The following is a 24,946-nucleotide window of genomic DNA, read 5'->3' as shown; positions in this document are numbered from 1 at the left end:
CGTGACTGACACCCTGGGCATGAGCCCCAATCAACTCGCCATGCACTTGATCCGGCAAGTCTCTATTACACCGGCAGATGCCGGCTGCCAGCAGATTATCGCCGAGTATCTTGAGACCTTGGGCTTTGACTGCGAGCACCTGCGCTATGGCGAGGTGGACAATCTCTGGGCCGTGCGGGGTGATAGCGGGCCCCTGTTCTGCTTTGCCGGCCATACCGATGTGGTGCCCACCGGCCCGGCGGAAAACTGGACCCACCCGCCCTTCGATCCGGTGGAGGCCGATGGCTGGCTGTGGGGCCGAGGGTCTGCGGACATGAAGGGCGGCCTGGCCGCCATGCTGGTGGCCGTGCGGGATTTTCTAGCACTTTACCCGGACCCGGGCATGCGCCTGGCCTTTCTCATCACCAGTGACGAGGAAGGACCGGCCCAGGACGGCACCAAGCGGGTCATGCAAACCCTCAATGAACGGGGCGTCAAGATCGATTACTGCGTGGTGGGCGAACCCTCCAGCCGAGAGCAAGTGGGTGATGTGGTCCGCCATGGGCGGCGGGGTTCGCTCAGCGGACAAGTGACCGTCAGGGGCATACAGGGCCATGTGGCCTACCCCCAGAATGCCGACAACCCCATTCCACGGCTGACCGCCGCGCTGACCGAGCTGAGCGCCCGCCAGTGGGATGAAGGCGATGATGACTTCCCGCCCACCAGCTTCCAGACCTCCAACTTCAATGCCGGCACCGGTGCCAACAACGTGATCCCCGGCACCGCCGAAGCCTGGTTCAATTTTCGTTATTCCCCCCACCAGACTCCGGAAGGCCTACAGGCCGTGGTCAGCGAAGTCTTTCAACGCCACGCCCCTGAACACGCGTTCTTCTGGCGGGATTCCGGCCGCCCCTTCATCACCCGAGGCGGCAAGCTGCTGGAAGCCGTTCGCCGGGCCGTGACGGAAAAGGCTGGCATCAACCCTGAGTTCTCCACCTCCGGCGGCACTTCCGATGGGCGCTTCATCGCCCCCACCGGCACCGAGCTGGTGGAACTGGGCCCCACCAATGCCACCATCCACGCCGTGGATGAACGCATCGGCGTGCATGAACTGGAGACCCTCCGGCAAAGCTACCAAGCCATTCTTGAGCACCTACGGCACTAAAGCCGCTTGGCAAAGAAAATATCCGGCTTGCCGGGGCCATTGGCGTCAGGCATCACACCGGTGATACAAAAACCCAGGAGAAAATAGAAATCACAGGGATGCTCGCCCCACAACTTGCGGAAGTTACGGATGGCGGCGGGAATATCCGAATAGAGATCAACGCCACTCAAGCTCGTCTCATTATTCTCGTCGTCACTCCCCAGCCAGAGGGTCTGCCCGCCCCGGCGACGCGCCAGCGCTTCCAGCTCATGAACCAAGGCCCGGCCAACCCCGCGTCCACGCCAGACCCGTGCCACGAGAAGCGGATGCAGCTCCCAAACGCGTCCCCCGTACTCGGGAATGCCACCCACCCAGCCAATCACCTGATTGTTGGCATCCACGGCGAACCGACTGATGCGATCCTCTTGCAAGGCGTCAGTCACTTCCCGCCGGGCCGAATCCATATCCTGCCAATCCTCACAACGGCCCAGAAATGTCTCGTGGAGCAAGTGGGCGGTCTGGCTCATTTGAGCTGGGGTCGCCTCAGCCAAATCGACAATGCGAAACGCTCGGGAATGCTCCGCCATAATCAACCACCGATTTGATAGGAATGACAGGAACGGATCCAGTTATTGCGGGTGTCCTTGAAGGTGTAAACATGGCAGAAGGACAGGATATCGCCGGAGGCTGTTTCCATCTCTCCATCCACCGTCGCATCCCGGCCATGGGTGATTACCCGGAACAAGCGCAACACCTGAATTTTGGGTAACGAGTGATCGTTCAGATAAGACTCAAGCGCTGACTTACCCTCTAGCCGCTGCCTCCCAACATCCTGCCAAACCACATCCTCGGTCACGGCCGCGATCACTTCATCGAATCGTCCCTCGGCTAAGGCCACGTTGAACTCCACCAAAAAAGCCTTCCGAGGGGCATTCCCGCAAGCGGTGGGTATTTCCAGTTTCATCTGATACTCCCATCTCCAATGTCACTCAATCCATGCGTCTCGTATGAACGCGTCTTGATTGATCGAATCCGGTAAGGGCAGATAGACAAAGCTTTTCGGTCCGGCCAATAAGGATAATAGCAAAAAACAATTGGAATGATTATCTTGTTGCACATAAGCTATCGCTCGTTACCTCATCGTTGTTCACACAATCAGGGAGCATAATGAATGACTAATCGAGCGATTCCTATCTTGACCGCCGCGACGGTAGCACTGTCGACGGCCATGATGGGCGGACTTGCCTTCGCCGAAAAGGGCAATCCCACCGGAAAATCCAATGACTTCTGGTGGCCCGAGCAGCTGGACCTCACTCCCATCCTTCAGCATTCCCCGGAATCCAATCCCTACGGCGATGACTTCGATTACGCCGAAGCCTTCGAAAGCCTGGACCTGGAAGCAGTCAAGGCCGATATCGAAGAAGTCATGACCGATTCCCAGGATTGGTGGCCGGCCGACTGGGGTCACTACGGCGGCCTGTTCATCCGCATGGCCTGGCACAGCGCCGGCACCTATCGCATCTTTGATGGCCGCGGCGGCGCCGTGGGCGGTCAGCAGCGCTTCGAGCCGCTCAACAGCTGGCCCGACAACGTCAGCCTGGACAAGGCCCAACGCCTGCTCTGGCCGGTCAAGAAAAAGTACGGCCGCAGCATCTCCTGGGGGGATCTGATGATCCTCACCGGCAATGTGGCCCTGGAATCCATGGGCTTTGAAACCTATGGCTTCGCCGGTGGCCGTCCTGATGACTGGGAGCCGGACACGGTCTACTGGGGCCCGGAAGGCATCTGGCTGGATGATGAGCGCCATGACGAAGCCGATGAACTGGAACGTCCCCTGGCCGCGTCCCAGATGGGCCTGATCTACGTGAACCCGGAAGGCCCGGGTGGTGAACCCGACCCGGTGGCCGCCGCCGAGCGGATTCGCGACACCTTTGCCCGCATGGGCATGAACGATGAAGAAACCGTGGCCCTGATCGCCGGTGGCCATACCTTCGGCAAGGCCCACGGGGCCGTGGATGCTGACTGCATCGGTGATGAACCGGCTGCCGCCGGCCTGGAACAGCAGGGTTTTGGTTGGCAGAACGAATGCGGCAGTGGCAAAGGCGCCGACACCTTCACCAGTGGCCTGGAAGGCGCCTGGTCCGCCACCCCCACCCAATGGAGCAATCAGTTCCTGGACAATCTGTTCAACTTCGACTGGGAGCAGACCTACAGCCCGGCCGGTGGTATCCAGTGGGTGCCGGCGGATGGCGCCGCGTCCAACCTGGTGCCGGACGCCCATGACCCGGACGAGCGTCACGCACCGATCATGTTCACCACCGATTTGTCGCTGAAGGAAGACCCCAAGTACCGGGAAATCTCCGAGCGCTTCCGGGAAAACCCGGATGAGTTCCAGGAAGCCTTCGCCCGCGCCTGGTACAAGCTGACCCACCGTGACATGGGGCCGCGCTCCCGTTACCTGGGTGATGAAGTGCCGGACGAGGCACTCATCTGGCAGGATCCGGTACCGGAAGTGGACCACACCCTGGTCAGCGACCGCGATGTCCGCAACCTGAAGGGCGAGATCCTGGATTCGGACCTGACCGTGGCCGAGCTGGTTCGTACGGCCTGGGGCTCCGCCGCCACCTACCGCAGCAGTGATATGCGGGGCGGTGCCAATGGGGCCCGTATTCGCCTGGCTCCCCAGAACGAATGGCCGGTGAATGATCCGGAAGAACTGGAGCGGGTACTTGGCGTGCTCGAAGAGATCAAGGACGACTTCAACGACCGTCGCTGGGGCGACAAGCGCATTTCAATGGCAGACATGATCGTCCTTGGCGGTGCCGCTGCCATTGAAAAGGCGGCTGCCGATGCCGGCCATGAGGTCACCGTGCCCTTCACACCGGGCCGGACCGACGCCACCGCCGAGCAGACCGACGAAGCATCCTTCGCCGTACTGGAACCCACTGCTGATGGCTTTCGGAACTACTACGGTGACGGCAATCGTCTGTCCCCAACCCAGGCCCTGGTGGACCGGGCCGCGCTGCTGGACCTCACGGTCCCGGAAATGACCGTCCTGGTGGGCGGCATGCGGGCCCTGGGCGCCAATGCCGGCGGCAGTGAGCACGGCATCTTCACCGATCGGCCGGGCGAACTGAGCAACGACTTCTTCGTCAACCTGCTGGACATGTCCACCGAGTGGTCCCAGTCCGAGGAGCAGAACGGTCTGTACGAAGGTCGTGACCGTCAGTCCGGTGAGCTGAAGTACACCGCCACGCCGGTGGACCTGATCTTCGGTTCCCACACCCAATTGCGGGCCGTGGCCGAGGTCTATGCTTCCGATGACGCGGACGAGAAGTTCGTGGAAGACTTCATCGACGCCTGGAGCAAGGTAATGACCCTGGATCGATTCGATATCTGATCAATAGATGATTCATCGATGCCAGTAACAAGGCGGCACCCGATTCCGGGTGCCGCCTTTTCTGTGTACTCATGGGGTGAACGGCCCTTATCCCCCCACCGCTTTGCCATATCTCGATCTCAGCGATTCCAGTGCCTGATCGACCCGGTGAGGCCAGCTTGCGGGGTCAATTTCCTGATAGCCGCCCTGTCCTCCTGTTGCGCTTGAGATCACCACATCAGGTGCCAGTGAGCGCAAAGCCTGTAGGCTGGCCTCATACTCATCGAAATCGCTATATCCTGGGAAAAAGCCGACGCCAAGTTCCCGTCGGGCGTTGAAGTACAGAGTGTCGCCGGTAAACAAATACCGTTTGCCTAGCGGGGAATCGACCAGAAAACAGATGCTGCCCGGGCTATGGCCTGGTGTCGGAATCATTTCAATTCTCTCCAGATAGGTCTGTCGCTGATCAAAAAGAATATCCGGATTGCGGAAACGGGAGAACTCCTTCTGTTCCCGGACATGCCCGCCCAGCTGTGCCTGGTAGCGGGACGCGATGTACTGTAGCGTTGGCCCCAGTTCATCCTGATGACTGAGAAATTGATACGACACACCACCCAATTCGGCCATCGCATCAATCTCCTCGCGATTGCCGCTGTTGTAGAACAGAACGTTTCCGCCCTCCCGTATCCACAGATAGGCATGGGTGTAGAGGCCTTCCGCGGGATTTTCCATTTCGGTTTCCCATAAATCAGCTTGAATACGCTTCATGATGCTCTCCCAAATAATGATAGACATCATGAAGCCTAGTCCCTCAAGTAATATTGAGGTCAAGTGCCCCGCCGGGAAAACCGAAGCGGAACGAAGCCAGTCGCTTCGTGGTCATTATTTTTATGAGACCGACCCGTCTTACCCGATAACAATGATGTCGATACACATGTCCTCAATCCAAACATCACAAGGTCGTATAGACCCCCTTCATCTGCGCTTCGTACTGAAACGGTGGCTGATGCATGGACTAATCCTCGGCCTATTGATCACCCCGCCGCTTGCCGCAGACTCGAATAATGCCCGTGTCACGGATGTTCTCTCCGCCTATAATGATCATCCTCGTGTGCATTCATTGATCGTGGCCCGGGACGGGGAGATCATTCTGGAAGAGGTCTTCCGGGGCCCGGATACCACTACGCCGGTGAACATCAAATCCCTGGCCAAGACCTTCATGGGTGCGCTGACCGGCGCTGCCCTGCATCAAGGGCTGATCGATTCGATGGATACCCCCGTAGTGTCATTGCTGGGTGAACGACTACCCGACGAGAGTGAGCCACAGCTACAGGAAGTCACGCTGGCCCACCTGCTCACCATGTCCTCCGGGCTGCAAAGAACCTCCGGCGGCGGCTACGGAGCCTGGGTGAACAGTGCCAACTGGGTGGAACATGCCTTGACCCGGCCCTTCGTGGAAGCGCCCGGAGAAGCCATGCAGTACTCCACTGGCGACTTCCACATTCTGGGTGCCGCACTGACACAAGCCAGCGGCCAAACCCTGCTGGCCCTTTCTCGAGAATGGATTGGCGGGCCCCTGAATATCCGCATTCCGGCCTGGGACCGGGACCCCCAGGGCATTTATTTCGGAGGCAACAACATGCGGCTCAGCCCACGGGCCCTGCTTCAGTTAGGCGAGCTGTACCGCAATGACGGGGTATCCAATGGTGAGCGGGTATTGGCCGAGGGCTGGGTAGAGACCTCCTGGACGCCCCGGGTCCGCTCTCCCTGGAGCGGTGATGACTACGGATTCGGCTGGTTCATTCGCCAGGCGCAGGGGCTGGATATCTATTACGGCCGGGGCTACGGCGGACAGATGCTCTATGTCATTCCCGAACTGGCGCTGACGGTGGTCATCACTGCCGACCCCACCCCGCCCTCCGACCGGGGCGGGGATGTGGATCGACTGCATCACATTCTCGAGCAGCAGCTCATACCCGCCCTTCGAGAAGAAGCACAAAATCAGCTCGGGTGATGCTTCAAGTAAGACCTGACACCACTAAAACACAAGGAAAACAGAGCCAGCAAAGGCAAGCCAGCAGTGTAAACAAGCCAGATCGACCATAGAAATTCACTGGTACCGGAAAAGCGGGCATTGCCAAAAATCAGCAAACTAACAGGAAACCAGGCCACAGCCAGAAACAGCAGCAGCCCCGTTACTGCGCGATGCATCCCCGGATCTCCCGTACCGGTAAAGGCCAGGCCTGCAAGACAAACCAAGCCCGCCCACATCAGCAGATTCACCACTGGGGCATTAAAAAAAACAACGTCGAAAAACCCCGCCCCCATGAGTCCGAAACCGAGGGCCAGAACGAGGCACAGAAACAGAATGGCGAACAGCCAGATTTTCATACAGCAGTCCCCTGGTGGATCCCCGAGGGCCAAATTCCCTTATGGCAAAGCCTCCCGGTCGGGATTCTCCAGCCCTTCAAGCAAAGCCTCAAGGGCTGGCCGAGCCTGCGCCTCCCCGGATTCAAGCCGATTGAACAGGGCAAAAGCCTCCCAGCCGGCAGTAATCAGATCCGGCGCCCATGGACGAATGCCAACCACGCCCTTGGCGGCCGCCCAACTTGCCAGATCACGAGCCAGATCCTCCTGGCCGGTATCCGTCAATGGATAACCGGACACGGCATGACCCCAATCGGAAAACGGTCCATCCGACGGCTCATCTGCAGGGTAGGCGAACTCTGCAATAAATACCGGGCGATCGAATCGCTCACTCAGCCTTCGAACGGCGTCCCGCAAGGCGACAACACGTTGTATGGCGCTAATTTCCTCGCTCGCTGCCGAAGGGTAGAAAGATAGGCCGAGCTGATCCGGCTCGAAGCCATGCTCGAACATGGCATCATAAAATGCAACGGAAAAATCCGGCTGGTAGGAATTGGAAATATGGGTCGAAAACCGGGCATCAACATCGACTTGGCGAACGCCGTCCGCCACCGCTGCCATTAGCTTGGCCGCATATGGCCACAATTCCGACTCAAGCCAGTCGACCCGTTCGGAAACAGTCAGGCCGGCCATCAGGTGAGCAATACTCTGCTCACCGATGCGCGGATTCACCAAGTCCGGCGAACGATACCAATCGGCCCCGCCTTCGTCCGCATCACAGGCACCCGGCAGCGGTTGGGGTGCGACACCGGCCGTGCCGAAATCCACCTCGTTCCCAATATTCCAGACATTAACCTCCACACCTTGCGCCAGCACCCGTTCAGCCACCAGCCGACCATAGGCACGCAGCGCCTGTGTCATCTGATCGAGTTTCAGTTCATGCCAGGGCCCGGGTACGTCAATCTCGGGATAATCGGAAAAATCCGGTGGTGTCTGGCAGGTGACATCGCCATAGCTGCGAAACAGGCTTATCTCTACATTGAGCGGCATGGAGAGCGTATTGGCAACACCTGCCCGCTCCAGAGCACCCTCCAGACTGCGATCAACAAAAGCAGACTCCGGCGACTGCTCCTGGGTGGAGACCCGGGCAAAAATCTCGGTCGCCCCCTGCCCTTCATAGAACGACTGCAATCCAACCAAGTCGGACTCCCCGTCGAAACTCACTCCCTCATTCAACAAAGCAGTAGAGAACGGACTAATCGACAAGGCAAGGCGAAAATCATCCGGAACGTCCACGCCGGGATCATCTGGCTCCTCAAGACCTCCCGTCTCATCAGCGCAAGACAAGATGCTGAACACCACAAAAAGAAGAGTTACCAACGGCAAGGAAAGACGCATCACGCACACCTCACGAACTTATCCCGATGAGAATAAGATCAGTGTAGGCAGTAAACCCGAATCTCTCTAATATCGTTAAGGAATGAAATATGATTAAGATGGTCGCACTGCTCAAATCCCATAATCGCGTTCTACCTTGGCGATCCGAACCTTGAAGCTTGAATACCATTTCTCATGCCCCAGCCTCTGGGCCTCACGATGTTCTGCGTGACGCTTCCAGGCCTTGATTGAATCCAGGCTTTCCCAATAGGAAACGGTGATGCCGAGACCATCACGGACTGATTCAACCCCCATAAACCCCGGCTGTTGGGCGGCCAGCTCCACCATGCGATCGGCCATGGCCCCATAGCCTTCATCATCGCCCGGGTTTCGATAGCTGCTGAAGATAACCGCGTAATACGGCGGCTTCGGTGTTTTCGCCATTCCAGACATATATCCCTCCCTATCACTCGGGCGATTCAATGGCCTCATAAGCTGCCTTGATGTAGGCCTGTAAATACTTTTCCGTGATGTCTGCTTTGGATCGCAGCTTGATATGGCGGCGATACTTGCCCTGCCCTTCCAGAACCTGATGCGGGTCAGGCAGACTCGCCCCTTCGCTAAATTCCACAGAAACATGGTGGGTATAGGCAAACACGCCGCAGAAGGCAAAATCCCGGGCGGAGAAAAGCAGGCCGCCGTATTTGACCTCCTCCGAGACATCCGGCCCCACTGACAGGGCCACCTCCCGAACCGCCTGAGTCATGGCATGACGCGCCTCGCTCAGTTGGCGAATATCGTCCAGCAATCGATCCGCTTTTCCCTTTGTCATTGCAACCTCCTTTTTTGCTGAGCCCCAGAGAATATCGAGCTCCGGTGTCGCTAGCAATCCACATGCACAAGCGGCTAGACTCCATGGTTGGAGATTCCAAGACAACAGGTAAGCACTCATGCCAATAGCACGCACCATCGCCACCCTGGCCGCAGCCATTCTGTTTACGTCCAGCCTCTCAGCCGAGCCTGACCGTGGTGACAACTGGGAAGATGTCCGGGAAACCGGCCAGGGTGAGATTCAGATTCTCTACGTGCCGGCCGGCGGCTGGGCCTACCGGGACAGCGACGAGGATCTCACCGGGGCGACGGTTGAGCTGATGCGCGAATTTGCCGCCTGGGTGGAACGCGAGCATGGCATCGAGCTGGCGGTGGATTTCGTCAGGGATACGGACTGGTCACGATTCTATGACCGTGTACGCCAGGCCGAAGGCGGTGTCTTCGGGATTGGCAATGTCACCATTACCGAAGCGCGGCGTGAAGAACTAGCCTTTTCACCGCCCTATGTCACCAACGTGGCCGTACTCATCACCCATGCCGATCATCCCGAGCTTGAGACCCCGGAGACGCTCGCCGAACAGGCCGACACACTCTCGGCACTGGCCTTTCGCGACACCCTCCACGAACAACGCTTGCAGGCACTGCGACAGGATCATGCCCCGGACATCCCCCTGGCCCGGGCCGAGTCCAATGACGAGATCATTGAACGGGTGGTGTCAGGTGACTACTTCGCCTATATCGACGCCTACAACTACCACCGTGCCCGGGAGGCCGGCGAACCCCTGCGTCACCACTCCGCCTTTGACGATCCCGGCGAGGCCTTCGGCGTCATCATGCCCCATGACAGCAACTGGGCAGCCCTTATGGAGGCCTTTTTCGAACACGACGGCGGTTGGACCCGCAGTGAAACCTGGCAAGACATCCTCACCGAACACCTCGGAGAGACCGTCGCCGAGCAACTGCTGGAGGCACACTAGAGTAGTCCACACCTCAGACTCGGCCGCTCATCATTGGGTTGGCAAGGTGGGCGGCGACCGCTTGGTGCTGGAATGAACACTCAGGGCTGTCACGGTAAGCAGAATCAGACCCATGCCCAGGATCTGGGTAGCAGCCAGGCTCTCGCCGAGAATCGCCACCCCGAATAGCGAAGCGGTGACCGGCTCCACCATGGCCACGATGGAGGCCACCGCCGGTGCGGTGAAGTTCAGCCCCTTGATGTAAAAGAAGAAGGATAACCCGGCACCAAAGATACCCAGAGCGGCAAACAGGGGCCAGTCCGAAGTACTCAGAACAGCAATGGTCTGATCGGTATCGCCCGGCCAGATCAGAATCATGGCCAGCACCGCAAAGGCGATGGCGAGAATCGCCTGGGGGCTGCCGTGGGGGGCCGCATACTTGAAGCCGAAAATGAATACCGCATAGGAGAGCCCGGCCAGCAGCCCGGCCCCCAGGCCAATGCCCGTCACACCACTGGCACCCACATCGTAAATCTGGGTGAGCAGTACAATTCCCACCATCACCATGACAATGGCCGCCCACTTCGCCGCGGTGGGTTGCTCAAGCTTGAATGCAAAAGACACCAGATACACGAAGACCGGCGCGCAATACATCAGCGTCGCCGCCACCGCCACGCTGCCATGGGAGATGCTGAGAAAATAAAAGGAGAAGTTCCCCGCCACGCCCAAGCCAGCCACCACCGACCAGAACCACAGGCGAGTGTTCCCTAACCCACTGCCCTCGGGCCGAAAAGCCAGCCAGACTAGAACGCAGAGCAGGCCGATAGAGCCCCGGTAAAACGACACCACAAAGGCATCCCAACCATCGGCCATCAGAATCCCGCCAATCCCCCCGGACAGCCCCCAAAAAAGGGCTGCCATGGCCACCAGCACGGCGCTCGCATTCATGATTGAACCTCGTTTCTTATTGGAATCTTCGGGTTCCTTCCGCGACAGTGCTTGCGGCTACTCTACACTGAGAGGTATTCACTCACCCCCAAAGCGTCGCTCATTCTCCTCCCACGCCCACAGGCCGACCAATGCACCAAAAATCGGCGTCACCACCAGCAGCATCACCAGCATGAAACCCAGCGAGGGTAGCGCCCGGGCACTCAGCCCAAGCAACAGCAAGCCGAGCACCGCCACCGGCAAGGCCCAGCCAAGGATGCCATAGCGCAATATATAGCGCGCCCTGCCCATCCGCCTCAACTGCTGCCACCGCAAATAGCGGTTCATAGCGCCCCCCGGCACCAGCCATTTATCGACGCGGGTTCACGTTTGCCCCCATTCAACATTTGCGATTACCGTACCCCCTGTCAAGCCACTGGACCTCAGCCAGCGACACTCTTCCCCAAATCCGTAAGGCATTACTACTTCACCAACTGCTTATACATAATATGGCTATCGATATAGCCTAGTCTCGGGTGACGGAATGCATTTGGCGCTGTTCCAATAACTTCAAAGCCTAACTTCCTCCATAGCCTCAACGCCACCACATTACTTGAAGCTACTGAGTTGAACTGCATAGACTTGAACCCTAGCTGGACCGCCACTTCCTGAGAATGAATACACAATTCCCTTGCAATGCCTCTGCCCCGAGCGAATTCAGGAACCATGTACCCGCAATTACACACATGGCTACCCGGCCCATTCCCATTCGGCTTTATGTAGTATGAGCCAAAAATCTTCTCATCGACCTCAAACACGAAGGTATTCAAAGGTTCTTCACACCATACATAATAGGCCTTCTCTAAATCCATATTGGGGTCAAAAGCATATGTTTCCATAGACTGGATAATAGATTTGAATGACGGCCAAAACGCGTCGAAATCTCTTTTCGTAATTTCTCTTATCAATGGAGGCTCCTCCGACAGATCAGGACCGGATTTAATCTTCGCTTGTCCACATAATGGGGCCGCTTACGCCATCACCGTGTCAGGCCGCCGATTTTGGCTACGTCTGACATGCCACAATCAAGTCCCGAGAGATTCCCCTTCCGAGGTGGAATCAAAGGCAGTCTGGGCCCGGCGCACAATCGTGCGCATGTTTTCCTGCGTTAGATCCAGGCTAAAAATCTTCTGGAGCAGTTCGGGAATATCGGCAGGAGGGATCTGGCGATACTCCGGCGGCTGCCCGGGCCGAAAGATCTTTAACTCGCAGTCGGTCAGTGCGTAACGGATATCACTGCCGTTGCGTTGGGCCACAATCCGTCGGACGAAGGGCGATTCCGGATGCTTAGAGGCAATATAATTGTGTTCCTGGTAATCGACCCGGTAATAGGGCTCCTCACTGAACTGGTAAAGGTTGAACCAGCCGTCGTGACGGTGATAGCGCAATAGCCAGCGGCCCTCCCGGGTCCGATCCATGCGATAGGCCCAGCCGTCTTGCCGGGATTCAACCCCTTCCTCAAGAGGGATGGGAACCCGAGGCCCGGTGTTCCCTACTCCCACATCCACATGCCAGTCCACGCCATCGATCCTGACATTGAGACATGTGTGGCCGAGGGCCTCCAACTTGCTTTCATCATTTCCCATCAGCATGCGCGCACTGCGGCCGGTGACGTGAAACCCAAACTTGTCCAATACCGTGGCGAACAAAATATTCTGCTCATGGCAGTAACCACCTCGCCGGCGATAGACCAGCTTCTCCTGCAGGCTGGCTAGATCAAGCCGAATATCACCTCCGCTTATGATATCCAGGTTCTCGAATGGAATTGCGTCAAGATGCGCCCGCTGCAAGGCACGCAAGGTTTCGACGTCCGGCTTGATCGAGCCGTGATAATCGATCCGCGCCAGGTAGGCCTTGAGGTCCAACAATGGAGACCCCCATTGCGCCTCCTGGGTTGAAGAATCAGTCTTTGTCTGAGTACTCATGCTATCTACTCTCTAGTGTATGGATACTTCACGAACAAGGGGCTCCAGAAACCTGGTGGTAGGACCTGCTGCGACAAGCATGCTGCTCTACCATGGCTTGAAATATGATGACAGCGAGTCTAGAACGTGAAGTTCACTTGAGGTCAAGAGAGATCACAGGAGTGGGCAAAATTCTGATTCAGGGCAGGTAGACCTCACCATCGGCAATGGTTTCCAATCGCGGGGCTTGATCAATATCCACCACAATGAAAGTGGTGCAGCGGACCGGCATTCCGCTCTGAGAAATCACGGACGTATTTCCGGAGTGGATTGCATTCCCTCAATGCTCATTTCCAGCCAGGCATACGTCCTGCTTGCTCAATCCACTGGCGAATTTCCAGGGCCTCAGCCTCCCCCGGGCTCTTCAGCTTGACGTAGCGAGAGCGACCCTCTCCAAGTGGTGGTGGGTTTTCAAAATCAGTGCCGCTCAGAAAGACCACATTGACGGAAACATCATAGGCGGCTAACTCGATAATCCACCCGAGGTTCGGTAAGCCGTAATAGACCTTTCCCCACTTAATGGCGTATTGCAATCCGGGCAGAGTTTCACGGATCAGTTCGTCCAGCCGTTTGACCAACGGGTTCAGGTCCGGCATGACACGGCGGCGCATCCAATCTTCCACATCTCCATGGCCATCGGCCGGCACTGGCGGCCTGCGGTTCGCATTGGGCTTTGGCGTCTTTGGCATATCATGGGTTCCTTGCTCTGATAAGGCCCGGCAGTTCACCGCTAGCTTGGGCTTCACTAAAATCAGGCCTGCCTCTTTTACAGCTCCCAGAGGCCGTATTGAATTCCTCCCTGGAAATAGATGGCAAACTTGCCATGCCCCGGGATCTCGGTAGAATGCATCGCGAACTCACCACCGGCCTCCTCTGCTGCATTCACAGCAGACTCGATATCGTCTACCAGGATGTTAGGGTTTCAAAACACTATTCATCGTGGATTCTCCTAAACAATTTAGACACTGCTGGCCCTACTATCGTTTTGCGGGCACCAGAGGACCGCTGGGGTAACCTTAGTCCATGGTTCCTAAAAAATAGCGGGCCAAGAGGGAAAATTCCAGCATTTTTCAGTCATAACCATGCACTCCCATAAGGCGCCATAGCTACCTTACCAACCGTGCCACTTACAGCTTCAAAAACCGTTCCAACGCTGCCTGTTCTTCCTGCAACGCGGACCTGAAGGCGGCATCACGCGGCGCACGCCCACTCACATAGCCCGGCTGCAACTGTAACTGCCCGTCATGGACCGCGGCATTGGCCCAGCCGATGACCGACCCGCGCCACAACATGGGCAAGGCGTAATAGCCCCGCACACGCTGCGCGGCGGGCGTGTAGGCCTCGAATCGGTAGGACCAGTTCCAGAAGCGCTCAAAGCGTTCCCGGTCCCAGACGAGTGGATCGAAGGGTGCCAGCAGACGGACACGGTCCTCCAGCACATTACCGTGGGCAAAACGCCGACTGGTGGGGTTCTCACCGGCCGGCCAGTACCAGCGGCAACCGTCCACCGTGGCCTGGGGCAGCCGTGCCTTGGTACGCGCCAGGGCGACACGGCGATGCTCGTGCCACTGGGGAACCGCCGAAGAACACACCCACGTGACAAGACGGCTGAGCGTGGCCGCAGGTAGTGGCGCGTACTTGGCCACAGCCACGTCGATCAATGCATCCAAGGTCGCGTCTGGGTCCGTCGGGCCGTCACCTTCATGGGCAAGCTGCTGTGCATACAGGCGCACCCCACCCTCGCGCCGCGCCACCCGCAGCAGGCCACGGTAGTGCATACCGTCCAGGAGCTGGGTGCTGGCCCGGCTTTTTCCGCCAAACCAGTTCCGGGTGGCGCCATGCTCAAAGGCAGCATCCACCTCCCGCGGGTGAACCACGCCACGGCTCTGCACGAACGCCAAAACGGCTTCCGCCTGTTTCCAACGTGAGCGCGGCCATGCTTTGCGGGCTGTACGTGGATGCATCAGGCGCTGTGTGACACGCGGCAGAACACCGTAGTTGACGAAGAAATCTTCCTCGAGGGCCAGGCGCGAATAGCGCGCCTCCAGATCGCCCGCCCGGTAATCATCAACACGATGGCGAAGCGTCAGGTCCTGCGCCCTTGCGGGTGCACGTATCGGGTCGAACTGGACAAAACCCAGCTTCTTGACGGCGCGCGACAAGCTCGTCGGCTTGAACAGGGTGCGCGTAATGGCGTAGCGGCATAGGTGGTTCAGGGTTAGCTTGTTAGGCATGCGATGATCTCGAACCTTAACGAAAACTGAGTGATCCGCTCAATACGAGGAAGCATTCACATTTCCTTACCGTAAACACGAAAAACTCGGACCCGATATCGGCATCACTTGTATCGATCCAGTGTTCCGACAACAAACTGCGCATCCATACGGCGGATCGCTTCAAGCACCCCCTCCGATATTTCTTGATCAGTCAGCCAGCGTGATCTATATCCTGTATCCTGAGCGCCAAGAATAACTTGATGGTAAGCCAGGTTTGGTGGGGGATCGAATGCATCCAGCAATGTACCTGCAATTTTTTCTGGGTTAACTGTAGCACTTCCAATAATATGGAAGAAGTAAGATACCATACCCATCTCGGCGAGATTTTGTGCCAATCTCAGAGTGAGCTGATCATCATGAATCCAGGCAACGACTAGGTCAGGCAGCTCTGTATTGGATGCATGTTTCTCGATCTGGGCCAAAAAATCATCTGAATGTGACCAATTCAGCTGTAGTTGGTGATGGCGTGTGGAGCAATTTCCGAGCGCATCATCAAGACGAGAGAGGGAGCTTCTGGTACGTGCCACGGAGGTAAACCGTGCAGAGCACGAGGCCAGTTTCAACGAAGCAAAACGCAACATTCCAGTTCCACCAATCGAAAGCGTGTGTCGGTATATATCAACTGGCATATCCATCTCTACCTTCAAAGCAACATGTCTACGGTAACTGGTCAACACTCCTTAGATAGCCTTGCGGAAACACTGCCGGTCCGCTCAAGTTACTGCCATGCCACAGTGCCCCGCATGGGAGCCGGGGGAGGACTCTCGACGAGGTCGATCATCGCGGCGGCGAAATCCGCATAAGATATCTGCGAGGTGCCTTCGGCATCAGTCACGAGGGTATTCCTTCCCCAACCATAAGTACCGGTTCGCGGCCCGTCGATCAATATCGGGGGTGGCAAGAGATGGAACCAAGCAACCCCTTCAGTGGGGTCCAATAGTGCTTGCTGCGCCGCGCACGCCTCTGCAATGGGCCGGACGGAGTCGGGTAGGAATGCCGGTGCCGAAAGCACGGTATGGCCGCTGCCATCGGGGAGCTTGAGCGTCGCGGCCCCGCCGGTCACGAATACTGGCACGTCGTTGGCGGTGGCGCCACCAAGTACCGCCCTCGTAAGATCAACGAGTTGCGGCTCCCGCCCCTGGGGTGGCCGCAGCGCCGAGATTGCCGCGTCGTGCCCGGTGATCAGTTCAGTAGCCCGTCCGGGATTAGCAAGGAGATCGGCATCCGCCCTCTCAAATAACCCTGGAATATCTGCGAGGGGCTTCGTCTTGCGGGCCACGGCCGTCACGCAGTGACCGCGAGACAGGGCCTCGCTCGTGATCATGCGCCCGACATCACCGGTCGCGCCAAATACGATGAGTTTCATGCTGTTGCTCCTTTTGCGTTTGCAGTAGCGGTCGCGCGCCGTCCGGCCCGCTGGCCGAACCACACACTGGTGAGAATGATGAAGGCACCGAGCCCCTGAAGGGGCGTTAGCGCCTGACCCAGCACTGCCCAGCCAAGGACGACGGCACTTAACGGGCTGAGAAAGCTGAAAGCCGTCACGGTTGGCGGCCCCAGCCGCGCGATGCCGCGGAACCAGAAGACATAGGCCAGCGCGCCTCCAATCAGCCCGAGCCATATGAGGCCTGCAAGATTCGCTGGGTCGGGTACCGGAAAGTCAGGCTCGATAAGGAGCGCAAGCGGTAATAACAGCATCCCCCCGGCAGTCAATTGCCAGCCTGTGAAAGTGAGTGGAGAAACCGACGGTTGCCATCTGCTGGCAAGCACATTGCCGGCTGCCATGGAGAGGGCTGCACCAAGTGCTGCGGCAATACCAATGGGATCTGGGAATGCTTCTGGCCCGAGCACCAGAAGCCCGACACCGACAATTCCTGCCAGTGCGGCAGCCACTCCGGCCGGCTGGATGAGTGCACCCAGGAGAATGCGGGAGAACACAAGCACCATCAGCGGTTGGATGGCCGTAAGCGTTGCGGCAAGCCCACCCGGCAGACGGTAGGCCGCAACGAACAGCAATGTCAGAAAAATTGAAATATTGAGGGCACCCAGCACCAACACTTTTGGCACCCAGCGGAGCGGCGGCAACTGCCGCGCAATCAAAAGCAACAGCAACCCCGCAGGCAGCGCGCGCAGCATGGCAACGGTGATCGGAAACCCGTCAGGCAGCATCTCGGTGGTGACGATGTAGGTCGTACCCCAGACGACCGGGACCATTGCCGTGGTCAACAAATCAAGAGAGCGAGTCATACAAACCTCCTGTATCTTGACGTCAAGATACACCAATATCTCTTGATGTCAAGATACAATTCAGGCAGGATGGGTAGGCATGGATAGAGTAGATCGTATCCTCGCGCAGTGGCGCAGCGAACGTCCGGACCTTGATGTCGGCCCGATGGGGACGCTCGGGCGAATGAGCCGACTTTTCCGGTATCTGCGGGAGGGAATGGACAAGGTCTTTGTAGAATACGGGCTTAGCCGTGCGTCGTTCGATGTCCTTGCAACGCTACGACGCTCAGGGGCGCCCTTCGCGCTCAATCCGTCGACGCTGATCGAATGGACGATGGTCACTTCGGGCACCATGACCAACAGAATCGACCGGCTCGTTTCGGCCGGACTCGTCGAACGGCGTCGCAATCCCGATGACAAGCGTGGATTTCTGATTGGGCTCACCGACAAGGGGCTGGCACTGATCGAAGAGGCCATCACCGCCCACGTCGCCAATCAACACCACCTCACCGCCGCACTCACCGAGGAAGAGCAACAGGCATTCGACAGGCTCATCGCCAAATGGCTGGCCGCTTTCGAAGAAGACGAGCACTAACACGGCGACGCATCAGACAGTTATGCCTGGCCGGTACCAACCACAGGCTCACATCGAATGCCGAAACGCTCCGCGAGTGTGTCCAGTGTCCGCCGGTGGTGCTTGCGATCGCGCTTGTGGGTGAGCATGAAACCGGCCGATGCCCTCAGGCGCCGCGGTATGGGGAACCAGCGATCAAGATCGAAGCCGCTCTGGTAGAAGATTTTCGCGAACTGTCTTGCCGGGACCGCCTCCGCAATCAGGCTCAGGTTGTGCAACTGAAGTGGTCCGAGCCCGGCGCCCATCACGTATTGAGGGGCTTTTCGACGGAGAGCCTCGAGGTCCATTGCGTATAGCGGCACTTCGGCCAGCTTGTCCAGGAACAGCAGGTGCGTGAGAAAGTACGCGGCGGCGCCGGCCGGAGGAAAGGGAATCGTCACGGAGCGATTCTGAATTGACAGGACCCTGCCACTTGCCGACGCGTAAGGCTCGTATGGGTGCTCACCGCGAATCAGGGATCCGGTGCAATTAACGACCCAACTGCCCGGCTCGAAGGACCGCGTCTCCCCGGACCGAAGTACCACCTCGGTACCGCCATCGCAATCGACCACATCAGTGAGATAGTCCATGACGACCTCATTCAGACCCGCCGCAATGGTTTCTTTCTCAGCCTCTGAAAGGATCGCGAGCAAGAAGTTGCCGGTTTTCGGTGTCAAGGAAATGCCGTAGTTGTCGTAGAACCATCCCAGCACATCAGCCTCATTGAAGCCGTCGAAACGGCGTGCCATCTCGATGAAAATCGAGCTCATAAGATCGCCCTCGCGCCACCGGCGAGCCCCTCTGGGGAACAAACGATCACGACTCATGAAGAGCGTGCCCGGCCCCGCGACCAAATTGACCTCCCGGCCAGGCTGCTCGGTGATCAATACGTGGGCTGTGTCCATGCCGGTTTTTCCCCCGCCGACAATCCACACTGGCGCATTGCTCACTCGCATCTCCGGCCCGCCCACGTCAAAGTAATCCGGAGAGACCGAGCGAGCACATGCGCTCGAAAGTTTAAGCGGGGCGTTCGTTTCAACTCCTTGCCCATATGCCTTGATCAGACGGTCGGCCTCAATCTCAATTGGGTACCCTTCACCCGCCTTGCAGCTTATTCGTACTTTCCCATCGAGCTCCTCCGCTTTCTCGAACTCGTAGCCGAACAACTCGGTGACACGGATGTGACGCTTGATCACGGCCAGGCAGTGGCTTAGATGGTCAAGGACTTCATCCTTGGCTGCCAGATGCTCACGTTTCTTGCTAAGGGTCCACTCGATGTTCCCCGCAGTGAAGAATGGATGCGGCTGATGGAGGCGTATGTAATCGTAGGTGTCGAGCCACATGCCGCCCACGCGGGTCCGGCGATCCACCAGGACAACTCGCTGGTCGCGGGAGAGATACTGCCTGGCGACGAATAGCGCGTTCAAGCCGGAGATCCCCGCGCCCACAATGCATACATCACATCTCTCAGTCATGGCATTCTCCTTGGCGCGACAGAGCTTATCAGACTGGCTTAACCACCCAATCCCTCTGTCGTCTCAGGCTTGTCAAAACGATAGGTCGTGGCCTGTGCCGAAGGCCGTTGGCCGAAATCTGCCTCGAAGGCCTGCAACCGGGGCATCACCGGCAGAACCAATGGATTGCGAAAGGGCAAGTGGGTAACAAGGCAAAACAAGCCAACCTCGAACAGACTCAAATCCCGCTCCAGCAACCCCGCGAAAATCCCGTCCAGATTCGCATCCAGCCAAGCCAGGCAATTCATCAGACTTTGCCGCCGCTTCTTCGAAGCCGTGTCCTCGGGGCGTTTCTCTACGATCTCGTGAACGACCACCTCCACCTGCGCCGCCATAGCATGGGCCAGGACCTCATGGGCATTCATAAGCAGGGGTGTGTCCACGTCCTCCGGCCAAATGATACGCAGCCGGCCTTCGACCACACGTGACAGGGCTCTGCAGATGTTCACGCTGCCGTAGATGAATTCATCGCCCATCTTCAAGATCGGCAATTTCAGCGCCGGATTCCCGCCAAAGGTTTCCGAATTGTGGCTCATCAGATCGAAGATTGGCGTAAAGCCATATGCAAGCCCGAGCTCTTCAGCGAAGATACGCGTCATCCGCGTGTAATGTGAGCTCCGACGGCCGAAAATAATCAATCCATTACTCATGGAAACCCCGCCGCCCCTTTCAGGACTCCCACCTGACATAATACGAAACTGCACCCAACTAGCTCAATTTCGTGCAAGAATCATTCATGAAGCCACGGCGCATAGCTGAGCCCAATCAACACGCCCTCGGGACTCATGAATCGTGCGACCGTCTGCCCCCACGGCTCAGTCCGGGCTTCGTGGACAAACGTGTGTCCATTTCCCTTCATTTCTTCAACCGCTGCCTCCACAGCAGCAGTATCCGCCAACTCGAATTCAATGGTTGCTGTGGGCTCCGGCACATCCCCAGGCCACTCATCCTGCCCAAAACAAGACTGAGCCGCCATGGAAAGTGGCCATACCCCAAAATGATGCGCGCCAGGAAAGTTGTCCATAAAACGATAATCGTCCATCTTCTCCAGCGGCAGCCCAAGCGCATCCTGAAATAAAGAGGCACTTGCCGCGGGATCTTTCGTTATTGAAGCAAAACCAGCAATGAACTTTATATCCATCTATCTACTCCGTAGCTGATAGGGACAAGAGTTTCCTCATATCCTCTGATCCCAACTAGAGACCGGTATCACCTGATACCTCGTATGGACTAGCACGATGAAAGTGGATGAATAAGACATGCCACCTATGCCACAGGTAAGTGCTAAAACGTCCCTTCCATCGACTGAGCGTACACGGAGATGACAGTGTACCGCGCCCCTTCTGGCATCAACCCTTCCTTAAACCTTGAACACCAGACAGCAGCGAGGCTGGCTGGACTGTCCACCGCAACTCATCCTCCTTAATCATGGTGGTGACCACTCTCATGTCCATCGCCGGAATGCCCCCTCAAGATCATGTACTGGTGAATCTGGCGCCTGCTCATTAGTTCCGTCTGTTGTAAATGGGCATTAAGGTGAACGGCACGCAAGCGTGATTCTATATCCGCGATCTTCGCGGTGAGCTCTTTCAATAAAGCCTCGTCGATGGTCTTTTCGCTAAAGTGTTTATCCAGGGTCTGTTCCGCCTCGACCAGTTGAGCCCCAAGCGTTTTCGCGGAAGCCAGCATCTGGTCAAAGATGGCCTGGGTATCTGCCCGCTGATCGTCGCTTAGATCCAGCTCATCGGCAAGCTCCAGCACATGTGCAGGTCCAGGGTAACCGTGGAGCTCAGCCGTGATAGCGTAGCCCAGACCTTCACCCGCCAGGAGACCGTCTATATCGGATTCGGAAAGAGCTTTGATCTCTCGCGCCTGTTGTCCAGTGTGCCCCTCTTCCTCGAAGGCCCACACCCCCATACCAGGAAGGATTAGTACCAGAACAGACGCTACCCATACTGTACGCTTCATGTAATTCCTCTCCGGCTTGCAATGAAAACTGCATGTCCCACAAAATGTTTTCTTTCCAGAACATCGTATCCTAACTGGTACAAAAAGAACGTCAAGAACGTGGAAATGCACCTCCCTCTTCCAACTTACCATTGCCATAAGTCGTGGGTGTCCACGTACCGCTTGAGGATCCACCCTAACCCGATTCAGTAAGCGGTCTGCCGCGTGGCCCCCAATAAGCGAGAGCACACCATCTTCCCACAATTGTTCACCCGCCTATCAAGTTGAGACCAATAACGCCTGTGATAATCAGCCCTAGGCTGAGTAGACGCCGGCAAGACACTGGCTCCTGAAAGATCAGCATACCAACGGTGGCGACTCCGACGGCGCCAATACCGACCCATACCGCGTAGGCTGTACCGACGGCCAGATACCGCAGCGCATAGGTGAGCATTCCCAGGCTGATCATCGCCACTACGATGCCAGTCACCGCCCACCCGGGCCGAGTCAGGCCGTTTGCTTTCTTCAAGGCCAGTGACCATACGATTTCCAGCAGGCCCGCCGCGACGAGAACACTCCACACCATAAGCGCTCCTTCTCAAGAGTGCGATGCGCGAGAGGCATCTTCTGAGCCCTCCGCCTCGCCGGGCTGTTCGTCCAGGCCGAGCCCGATCACCCCCGCGATGATCAAGGCAAGGAAGATTAGCCGGGGCCACTCCACGGGCTCTTGCAAAAAGAGCATACCGGCTAAGGTGACTCCGACTGTGCCGATACCCACCCAGACTGCGTAAGCCGTACCCACGGGCAGTTTCCCCAGTGCGTAAGCGAGCATTCCAAGACTAATCATCGCCAATCCAATGCCGACTGCCGCCCATTCGGGCCGTTCCAAGCCACCGGCTTCCTTTAGCGCGAGCGACCACGCGATCTCAAGCAGACCGGCCGCAAGAAGGATAGCCCAGGCGGCCGTTCGGCGTGGAAGTGGACGGCGATCGACCTTTCGCTCACGCGGGTAAGCCGTTTTCTGATTGATCGTCATGCTGTCACACCGCCATCAACGGTGATGGAGGTTCCCGTTATGTAGGCGCCACCAGGACCCGAGAGGTGGACAACCGTAGCAGCAATATCGGTGGCGGCCGCGTAGCGGCCCAGCGCAGTTAAGGCGCGTTCCTCATCGGCCCCTTCACTATCGGCCGGATTCATTTCGGTATCGGTAGAGCCGGGGTGGACCACAGTAGCGGTGATGCCTCGCGGACCCAGGTCTCGCGCCAAACCTTTGGTAAAACCGGTCAAGGCTGATTTGCTCATTGCGTATAGGCTAATCCCCTGCACGGGCACCCGTTCCACCAGGCTGCTGCCGATACTGATGATGCGTCCTCCTTCGCCGATATGATGGAGGGCCGCCTGCACGGCGACGAATACGGACCGGGCGTGGATCGCCATGGTGTTCTCGTAGTCCTCGAGAGTAAATTCATCAATCGTACCGTATGGAAAAATCCCCGCGTTGTTTACCAGGATATCCAGTCCGCCCAGGCAGTCGGCGGCTTGGTCAACGACTGTGGACACCGACGATGGGTCAGCAACATCGGCGTGAAGGGCAAATGCTTTACCGCCCGACGCCTCAATAGCGCGAACAACCTCCTTGGCCCGGTCGGGAGAGTTGTTGTAAGTCAAGGCAACTGCGGCACCCTCGGCTGCCGCGCGTGTAGCGATCGCCGCGCCGATCCCCCTACTTCCGCCGGTGACTAAAACGGATTTTCCTTCAAGTGAACCCATATTATTGACTCCAGAAGAACTAATTCAACGATTCGCTGGGGAACGATGTACTCGATATCTCGATACCCAGTAATTCATGAGTAAAAGGGCTCCGATCCGAAAGCAGAAATAGTTTATGGGGCCTCAGATGCGGAACCCTTTCTGCCTCGATTAAGATTCGACGACTTTCGTCTCAACAGAAAAGCCGTGTTCCACCCAGTCCTCCCAGCCACCTTCCACTTCAACCACACGGTAACCCAAGCTGATGAGCTTTAGCGCTGCTTGAGCGGCCAAGTGGCAGGTAGCTGTGTAACAGTAGAGGTATAGCGTTGCATCTTTTTTAAGGTGCTTCTCGATATGACGTTTATTTTCCCATTTCGGCATGGGAAGGTTGATTGCACTTGGCACATGACCTTTCGCGTAGTCTTCCGGAAAACGCACATCAAGAACCTGGTAGCTATCAGAATCCGCCTCACCATCGAGTAGCAGGCTGAGCTCATGGGTACCCGTTGTGAAAGCTATGCGATCCTCGAAAAATCGTCTAGCGAGATCGAAATCGTAGGTATTCAGACTCATAGGGTTATTCCTCCTTGGTTGCGCTGAATGTCCATCGCGTCTGCCTTCAGCCCAGAATCGCGATGGAGTGAGCAGTCTATTCGTTTCTTTTATTGCTATAATCCACCTATTTGGAATATCATCGTTTCTATGAAGAAACAATCAAAACAGATAAGACCTTTAGCGTCAGACGGCGCTGTTTTCTGTCAGGTGGTGGAGAGGGGCAGCTTCACTGCCGCTGCGGATGCACTCGATCTATCGAAAGGGGCTGTGAGCAAATACATCGGCCGTCTCGAGAGCCGCCTGGGTGTACGGCTCCTGCACCGAACGACCCGACGGCTAGCATTAACGGAGGCTGGCGATGCCTACTATAAACGGGCTTCACGAGCACTTGCCGAACTTTTGGAGGCAGAGCAGGAAGTAACTGAGCACGCAGACCGACCACGGGGTCATCTCCGGATCAGTGCCCCAACCTTCTACGGTGCCGAAATTTTGTCCAGACATCTCGAGGAGTTCAGGCGCCGTTATCCAGATATCAGCCTGGATCTCATCCTTGATAATCGCCTGGTTGATCTTGTGGAAGAGAGGTTCGATGCCGTCATCCGATTATCGGCTCCTAGGGACTCCTCGCTAGTAATGCGCAAGCTCAAGGACATTCCCATTGTCACATGCGCCTCCCCCACATATATAAGTCGCCATGGTAGACCTTCGTCACAAGAGGCACTAAATGAGCACGAATGCCTTGTTTACACTGGATCCCCGCGTGCACATGATTGGACCTATATCGACAATGATGGAAACCGCTATGCAGTGCGAGTGAACGGCAGCATCCAGAGCAACGATGACCACCTCCTGCGTCAAGCTGCCCTTGATGGGCTGGGCATCCTCCGCATGCCCCGACTCTTCCTCGAAGAGGCTATTCTCCGTGGGGATCTAATTCCCTTATGGACGGACGACAGTGCACCCGGTGCCATGCTCACCGTACTCTACCCTTCTCGCCGGGATCTACCAGCTAAGGTTCAGGCTTTTGTGAAGTTTATGATTGATATATCCTGATACCATCTTGGCTAGGCTTTCAT

30 protein-coding genes are annotated in these 24,946 nt (G+C 57.3%); 6 read left to right on the top strand and 24 right to left on the bottom strand.

All coding sequences use genetic code 11. The features are described from left to right. The first annotated feature begins 1 nt into the window (after nt 1). On the top strand, nt 2–1,144 hold the full coding sequence (dapE, locus tag J2T60_RS02880) for a succinyl-diaminopimelate desuccinylase (RefSeq protein WP_445376035.1): 1,143 nt from the start codon (nt 2–4) through the stop codon (nt 1,142–1,144). Here dapE and J2T60_RS02875 read toward each other — a convergent pair. Together J2T60_RS02875 and J2T60_RS02870 are read right to left on the bottom strand one after the other, a co-directional pair. Then, entirely contained in the window at nt 1,141–1,650 is a 510-nt protein-coding gene (locus J2T60_RS02875) for a GNAT family N-acetyltransferase (protein WP_253445169.1), read from the bottom strand. The two genes, dapE and J2T60_RS02875, sit on opposite strands and share 4 nt — an antisense overlap. Before the next feature lie 62 nt (nt 1,651–1,712). Beyond that, nucleotides 1,713–2,087: a nuclear transport factor 2 family protein gene (locus tag J2T60_RS02870; RefSeq protein ID WP_253445166.1), complete on the bottom strand. Its 375-nt coding sequence runs from the start codon at nt 2,085–2,087 to the stop codon at nt 1,713–1,715. A 207-nt stretch (nt 2,088–2,294) separates the two neighbouring features. On the opposite strand from J2T60_RS02870, the gene katG reads away from it, so the two are divergent. Further along, nucleotides 2,295–4,523, top strand: a complete 2,229-nt coding sequence (katG, locus tag J2T60_RS02865; RefSeq protein ID WP_253445163.1) for a catalase/peroxidase HPI — start codon at nt 2,295–2,297, stop codon at nt 4,521–4,523. A gap of 87 nt (nt 4,524–4,610) precedes the next feature. On the opposite strand, the gene J2T60_RS02860 is transcribed toward katG, so the two are convergent. Then, a complete protein-coding gene (locus tag J2T60_RS02860) occupies nt 4,611–5,333 on the bottom strand; it encodes an MBL fold metallo-hydrolase (RefSeq protein ID WP_253445159.1) in 723 nt (240 codons plus the stop codon). Nucleotides 5,334–5,508: 175 nt separating this feature from the next. Here J2T60_RS02860 and J2T60_RS02855 point away from each other — a divergent pair, with 175 nt between their 5' ends. Beyond that, nucleotides 5,509–6,516, top strand: a complete 1,008-nt coding sequence (locus J2T60_RS02855; protein WP_253445156.1) for a serine hydrolase domain-containing protein — start codon at nt 5,509–5,511, stop codon at nt 6,514–6,516. Here J2T60_RS02855 and J2T60_RS02850 read toward each other — a convergent pair. The 4 genes from J2T60_RS02850 to J2T60_RS02835 all read right to left on the bottom strand — a co-directional run bounded on the left by J2T60_RS02850 (nt 6,504) and on the right by J2T60_RS02835 (nt 9,078). Continuing rightward, entirely contained in the window at nt 6,504–6,893 is a 390-nt protein-coding gene (locus J2T60_RS02850; RefSeq protein WP_253445153.1) for a hypothetical protein, read from the bottom strand. The two genes, J2T60_RS02855 and J2T60_RS02850, sit on opposite strands and share 13 nt — an antisense overlap. A gap of 39 nt (nt 6,894–6,932) precedes the next feature. Continuing rightward, the gene (locus J2T60_RS02845) at nt 6,933–8,267 is read right to left on the bottom strand and encodes a glycosyl hydrolase 53 family protein (RefSeq protein WP_253445150.1); all 1,335 of its coding nucleotides are present in this window, start codon (nt 8,265–8,267) and stop codon (nt 6,933–6,935) included. Between the two features lie 111 nt (nt 8,268–8,378). Then, nucleotides 8,379–8,699, bottom strand: coding sequence for an antibiotic biosynthesis monooxygenase family protein (locus J2T60_RS02840; protein ID WP_445376034.1), 321 nt, complete (start codon nt 8,697–8,699; stop codon nt 8,379–8,381). Nucleotides 8,700–8,712: 13 nt separating this feature from the next. Further along, entirely contained in the window at nt 8,713–9,078 is a 366-nt protein-coding gene (locus tag J2T60_RS02835; protein WP_253445146.1) for a DUF1801 domain-containing protein, read from the bottom strand. 118 nt (nt 9,079–9,196) lie between these two features. On the opposite strand from J2T60_RS02835, the gene J2T60_RS02830 reads away from it, so the two are divergent. Further along, the gene (locus tag J2T60_RS02830) at nt 9,197–10,054 is read left to right on the top strand and encodes a substrate-binding periplasmic protein (protein WP_253445144.1); all 858 of its coding nucleotides are present in this window, start codon (nt 9,197–9,199) and stop codon (nt 10,052–10,054) included. A gap of 30 nt (nt 10,055–10,084) precedes the next feature. On the opposite strand, the gene J2T60_RS02825 is transcribed toward J2T60_RS02830, so the two are convergent. From J2T60_RS02825 to J2T60_RS02785, 9 genes are all read right to left on the bottom strand, one after another. After that, on the bottom strand, nt 10,085–10,981 hold the full coding sequence (locus tag J2T60_RS02825; RefSeq protein ID WP_253445142.1) for a DMT family transporter: 897 nt from the start codon (nt 10,979–10,981) through the stop codon (nt 10,085–10,087). 78 nt (nt 10,982–11,059) lie between these two features. Next, the gene (locus tag J2T60_RS02820; RefSeq protein ID WP_253445140.1) at nt 11,060–11,308 is read right to left on the bottom strand and encodes a hypothetical protein; all 249 of its coding nucleotides are present in this window, start codon (nt 11,306–11,308) and stop codon (nt 11,060–11,062) included. A gap of 134 nt (nt 11,309–11,442) precedes the next feature. Further along, nucleotides 11,443–11,928 carry a GNAT family N-acetyltransferase gene (locus J2T60_RS02815; protein ID WP_253445137.1) on the bottom strand — a complete coding sequence of 162 codons (486 nt, stop codon included), beginning with the start codon at nt 11,926–11,928 and terminating at the stop codon, nt 11,443–11,445. Between the two features lie 117 nt (nt 11,929–12,045). After that, a complete protein-coding gene (locus J2T60_RS02810; protein WP_253445134.1) occupies nt 12,046–12,945 on the bottom strand; it encodes an arylamine N-acetyltransferase family protein in 900 nt (299 codons plus the stop codon). Between the two features lie 326 nt (nt 12,946–13,271). Continuing rightward, entirely contained in the window at nt 13,272–13,595 is a 324-nt protein-coding gene (locus tag J2T60_RS02805) for a DUF1801 domain-containing protein (protein WP_253445131.1), read from the bottom strand. 516 nt (nt 13,596–14,111) lie between these two features. Then, the gene (locus J2T60_RS02800; RefSeq protein ID WP_253445127.1) at nt 14,112–15,218 is read right to left on the bottom strand and encodes a DNA glycosylase AlkZ-like family protein; all 1,107 of its coding nucleotides are present in this window, start codon (nt 15,216–15,218) and stop codon (nt 14,112–14,114) included. A 104-nt stretch (nt 15,219–15,322) separates the two neighbouring features. Then, the gene (locus J2T60_RS02795) at nt 15,323–15,895 is read right to left on the bottom strand and encodes a Rossmann-fold NAD(P)-binding domain-containing protein (RefSeq protein WP_253445124.1); all 573 of its coding nucleotides are present in this window, start codon (nt 15,893–15,895) and stop codon (nt 15,323–15,325) included. Between the two features lie 83 nt (nt 15,896–15,978). Next, nucleotides 15,979–16,626: an NAD(P)-dependent oxidoreductase gene (locus J2T60_RS02790; protein ID WP_253445121.1), complete on the bottom strand. Its 648-nt coding sequence runs from the start codon at nt 16,624–16,626 to the stop codon at nt 15,979–15,981. Then, nucleotides 16,623–17,507: an EamA family transporter gene (locus J2T60_RS02785; RefSeq protein WP_253445118.1), complete on the bottom strand. Its 885-nt coding sequence runs from the start codon at nt 17,505–17,507 to the stop codon at nt 16,623–16,625. Before J2T60_RS02785 ends, J2T60_RS02790 begins: the two co-directional genes overlap by 4 nt. A 79-nt stretch (nt 17,508–17,586) precedes the next feature. Here J2T60_RS02785 and J2T60_RS02780 point away from each other — a divergent pair, with 79 nt between their 5' ends. Beyond that, a complete protein-coding gene (locus J2T60_RS02780) occupies nt 17,587–18,081 on the top strand; it encodes a MarR family winged helix-turn-helix transcriptional regulator (protein WP_253445115.1) in 495 nt (164 codons plus the stop codon). A gap of 20 nt (nt 18,082–18,101) precedes the next feature. Here J2T60_RS02780 and J2T60_RS02775 read toward each other — a convergent pair whose 3' ends face one another. The 8 genes from J2T60_RS02775 to J2T60_RS02740 all read right to left on the bottom strand — a co-directional run bounded on the left by J2T60_RS02775 (nt 18,102) and on the right by J2T60_RS02740 (nt 23,888). Beyond that, nucleotides 18,102–19,574, bottom strand: coding sequence for an FAD-dependent oxidoreductase (locus tag J2T60_RS02775; protein WP_253445112.1), 1,473 nt, complete (start codon nt 19,572–19,574; stop codon nt 18,102–18,104). A 38-nt stretch (nt 19,575–19,612) separates the two neighbouring features. Further along, entirely contained in the window at nt 19,613–20,263 is a 651-nt protein-coding gene (locus J2T60_RS02770) for a glutathione S-transferase family protein (protein ID WP_253445109.1), read from the bottom strand. An 80-nt stretch (nt 20,264–20,343) separates the two neighbouring features. Further along, on the bottom strand, nt 20,344–20,754 hold the full coding sequence (locus J2T60_RS02765; RefSeq protein ID WP_253445106.1) for a VOC family protein: 411 nt from the start codon (nt 20,752–20,754) through the stop codon (nt 20,344–20,346). Nucleotides 20,755–21,035: 281 nt separating this feature from the next. After that, a complete protein-coding gene (locus tag J2T60_RS02760) occupies nt 21,036–21,581 on the bottom strand; it encodes a Spy/CpxP family protein refolding chaperone (protein ID WP_253445103.1) in 546 nt (181 codons plus the stop codon). A gap of 247 nt (nt 21,582–21,828) precedes the next feature. Continuing rightward, entirely contained in the window at nt 21,829–22,146 is a 318-nt protein-coding gene (locus J2T60_RS02755; protein WP_253445100.1) for a DMT family transporter, read from the bottom strand. Nucleotides 22,147–22,158: 12 nt separating this feature from the next. Continuing rightward, the gene (locus J2T60_RS02750; RefSeq protein ID WP_253445097.1) at nt 22,159–22,596 is read right to left on the bottom strand and encodes a DMT family transporter; all 438 of its coding nucleotides are present in this window, start codon (nt 22,594–22,596) and stop codon (nt 22,159–22,161) included. Further along, nucleotides 22,593–23,333: an SDR family NAD(P)-dependent oxidoreductase gene (locus tag J2T60_RS02745; RefSeq protein ID WP_253445094.1), complete on the bottom strand. Its 741-nt coding sequence runs from the start codon at nt 23,331–23,333 to the stop codon at nt 22,593–22,595. Before J2T60_RS02745 ends, J2T60_RS02750 begins: the two co-directional genes overlap by 4 nt. Before the next feature lie 150 nt (nt 23,334–23,483). Further along, the gene (locus J2T60_RS02740) at nt 23,484–23,888 is read right to left on the bottom strand and encodes a rhodanese-like domain-containing protein (protein WP_253445092.1); all 405 of its coding nucleotides are present in this window, start codon (nt 23,886–23,888) and stop codon (nt 23,484–23,486) included. A gap of 27 nt (nt 23,889–23,915) precedes the next feature. Here J2T60_RS02740 and J2T60_RS02735 point away from each other — a divergent pair, with 27 nt between their 5' ends. Further along, complete coding sequence (locus J2T60_RS02735; protein ID WP_253445090.1) at nt 23,916–24,923, top strand: LysR family transcriptional regulator; 1,008 nt, start codon at nt 23,916–23,918, stop codon at nt 24,921–24,923. Nucleotides 24,924–24,946: the final 23 nt, after the last annotated feature.

Origin of the sequence: Natronospira proteinivora, assembly GCF_024170465.1 — a bacterium.
Taxonomy (GTDB): Bacteria; Pseudomonadota; Gammaproteobacteria; order Natronospirales; family Natronospiraceae; genus Natronospira; species Natronospira proteinivora.
This window is presented reverse-complemented; position numbering and strand designations above follow the sequence as displayed.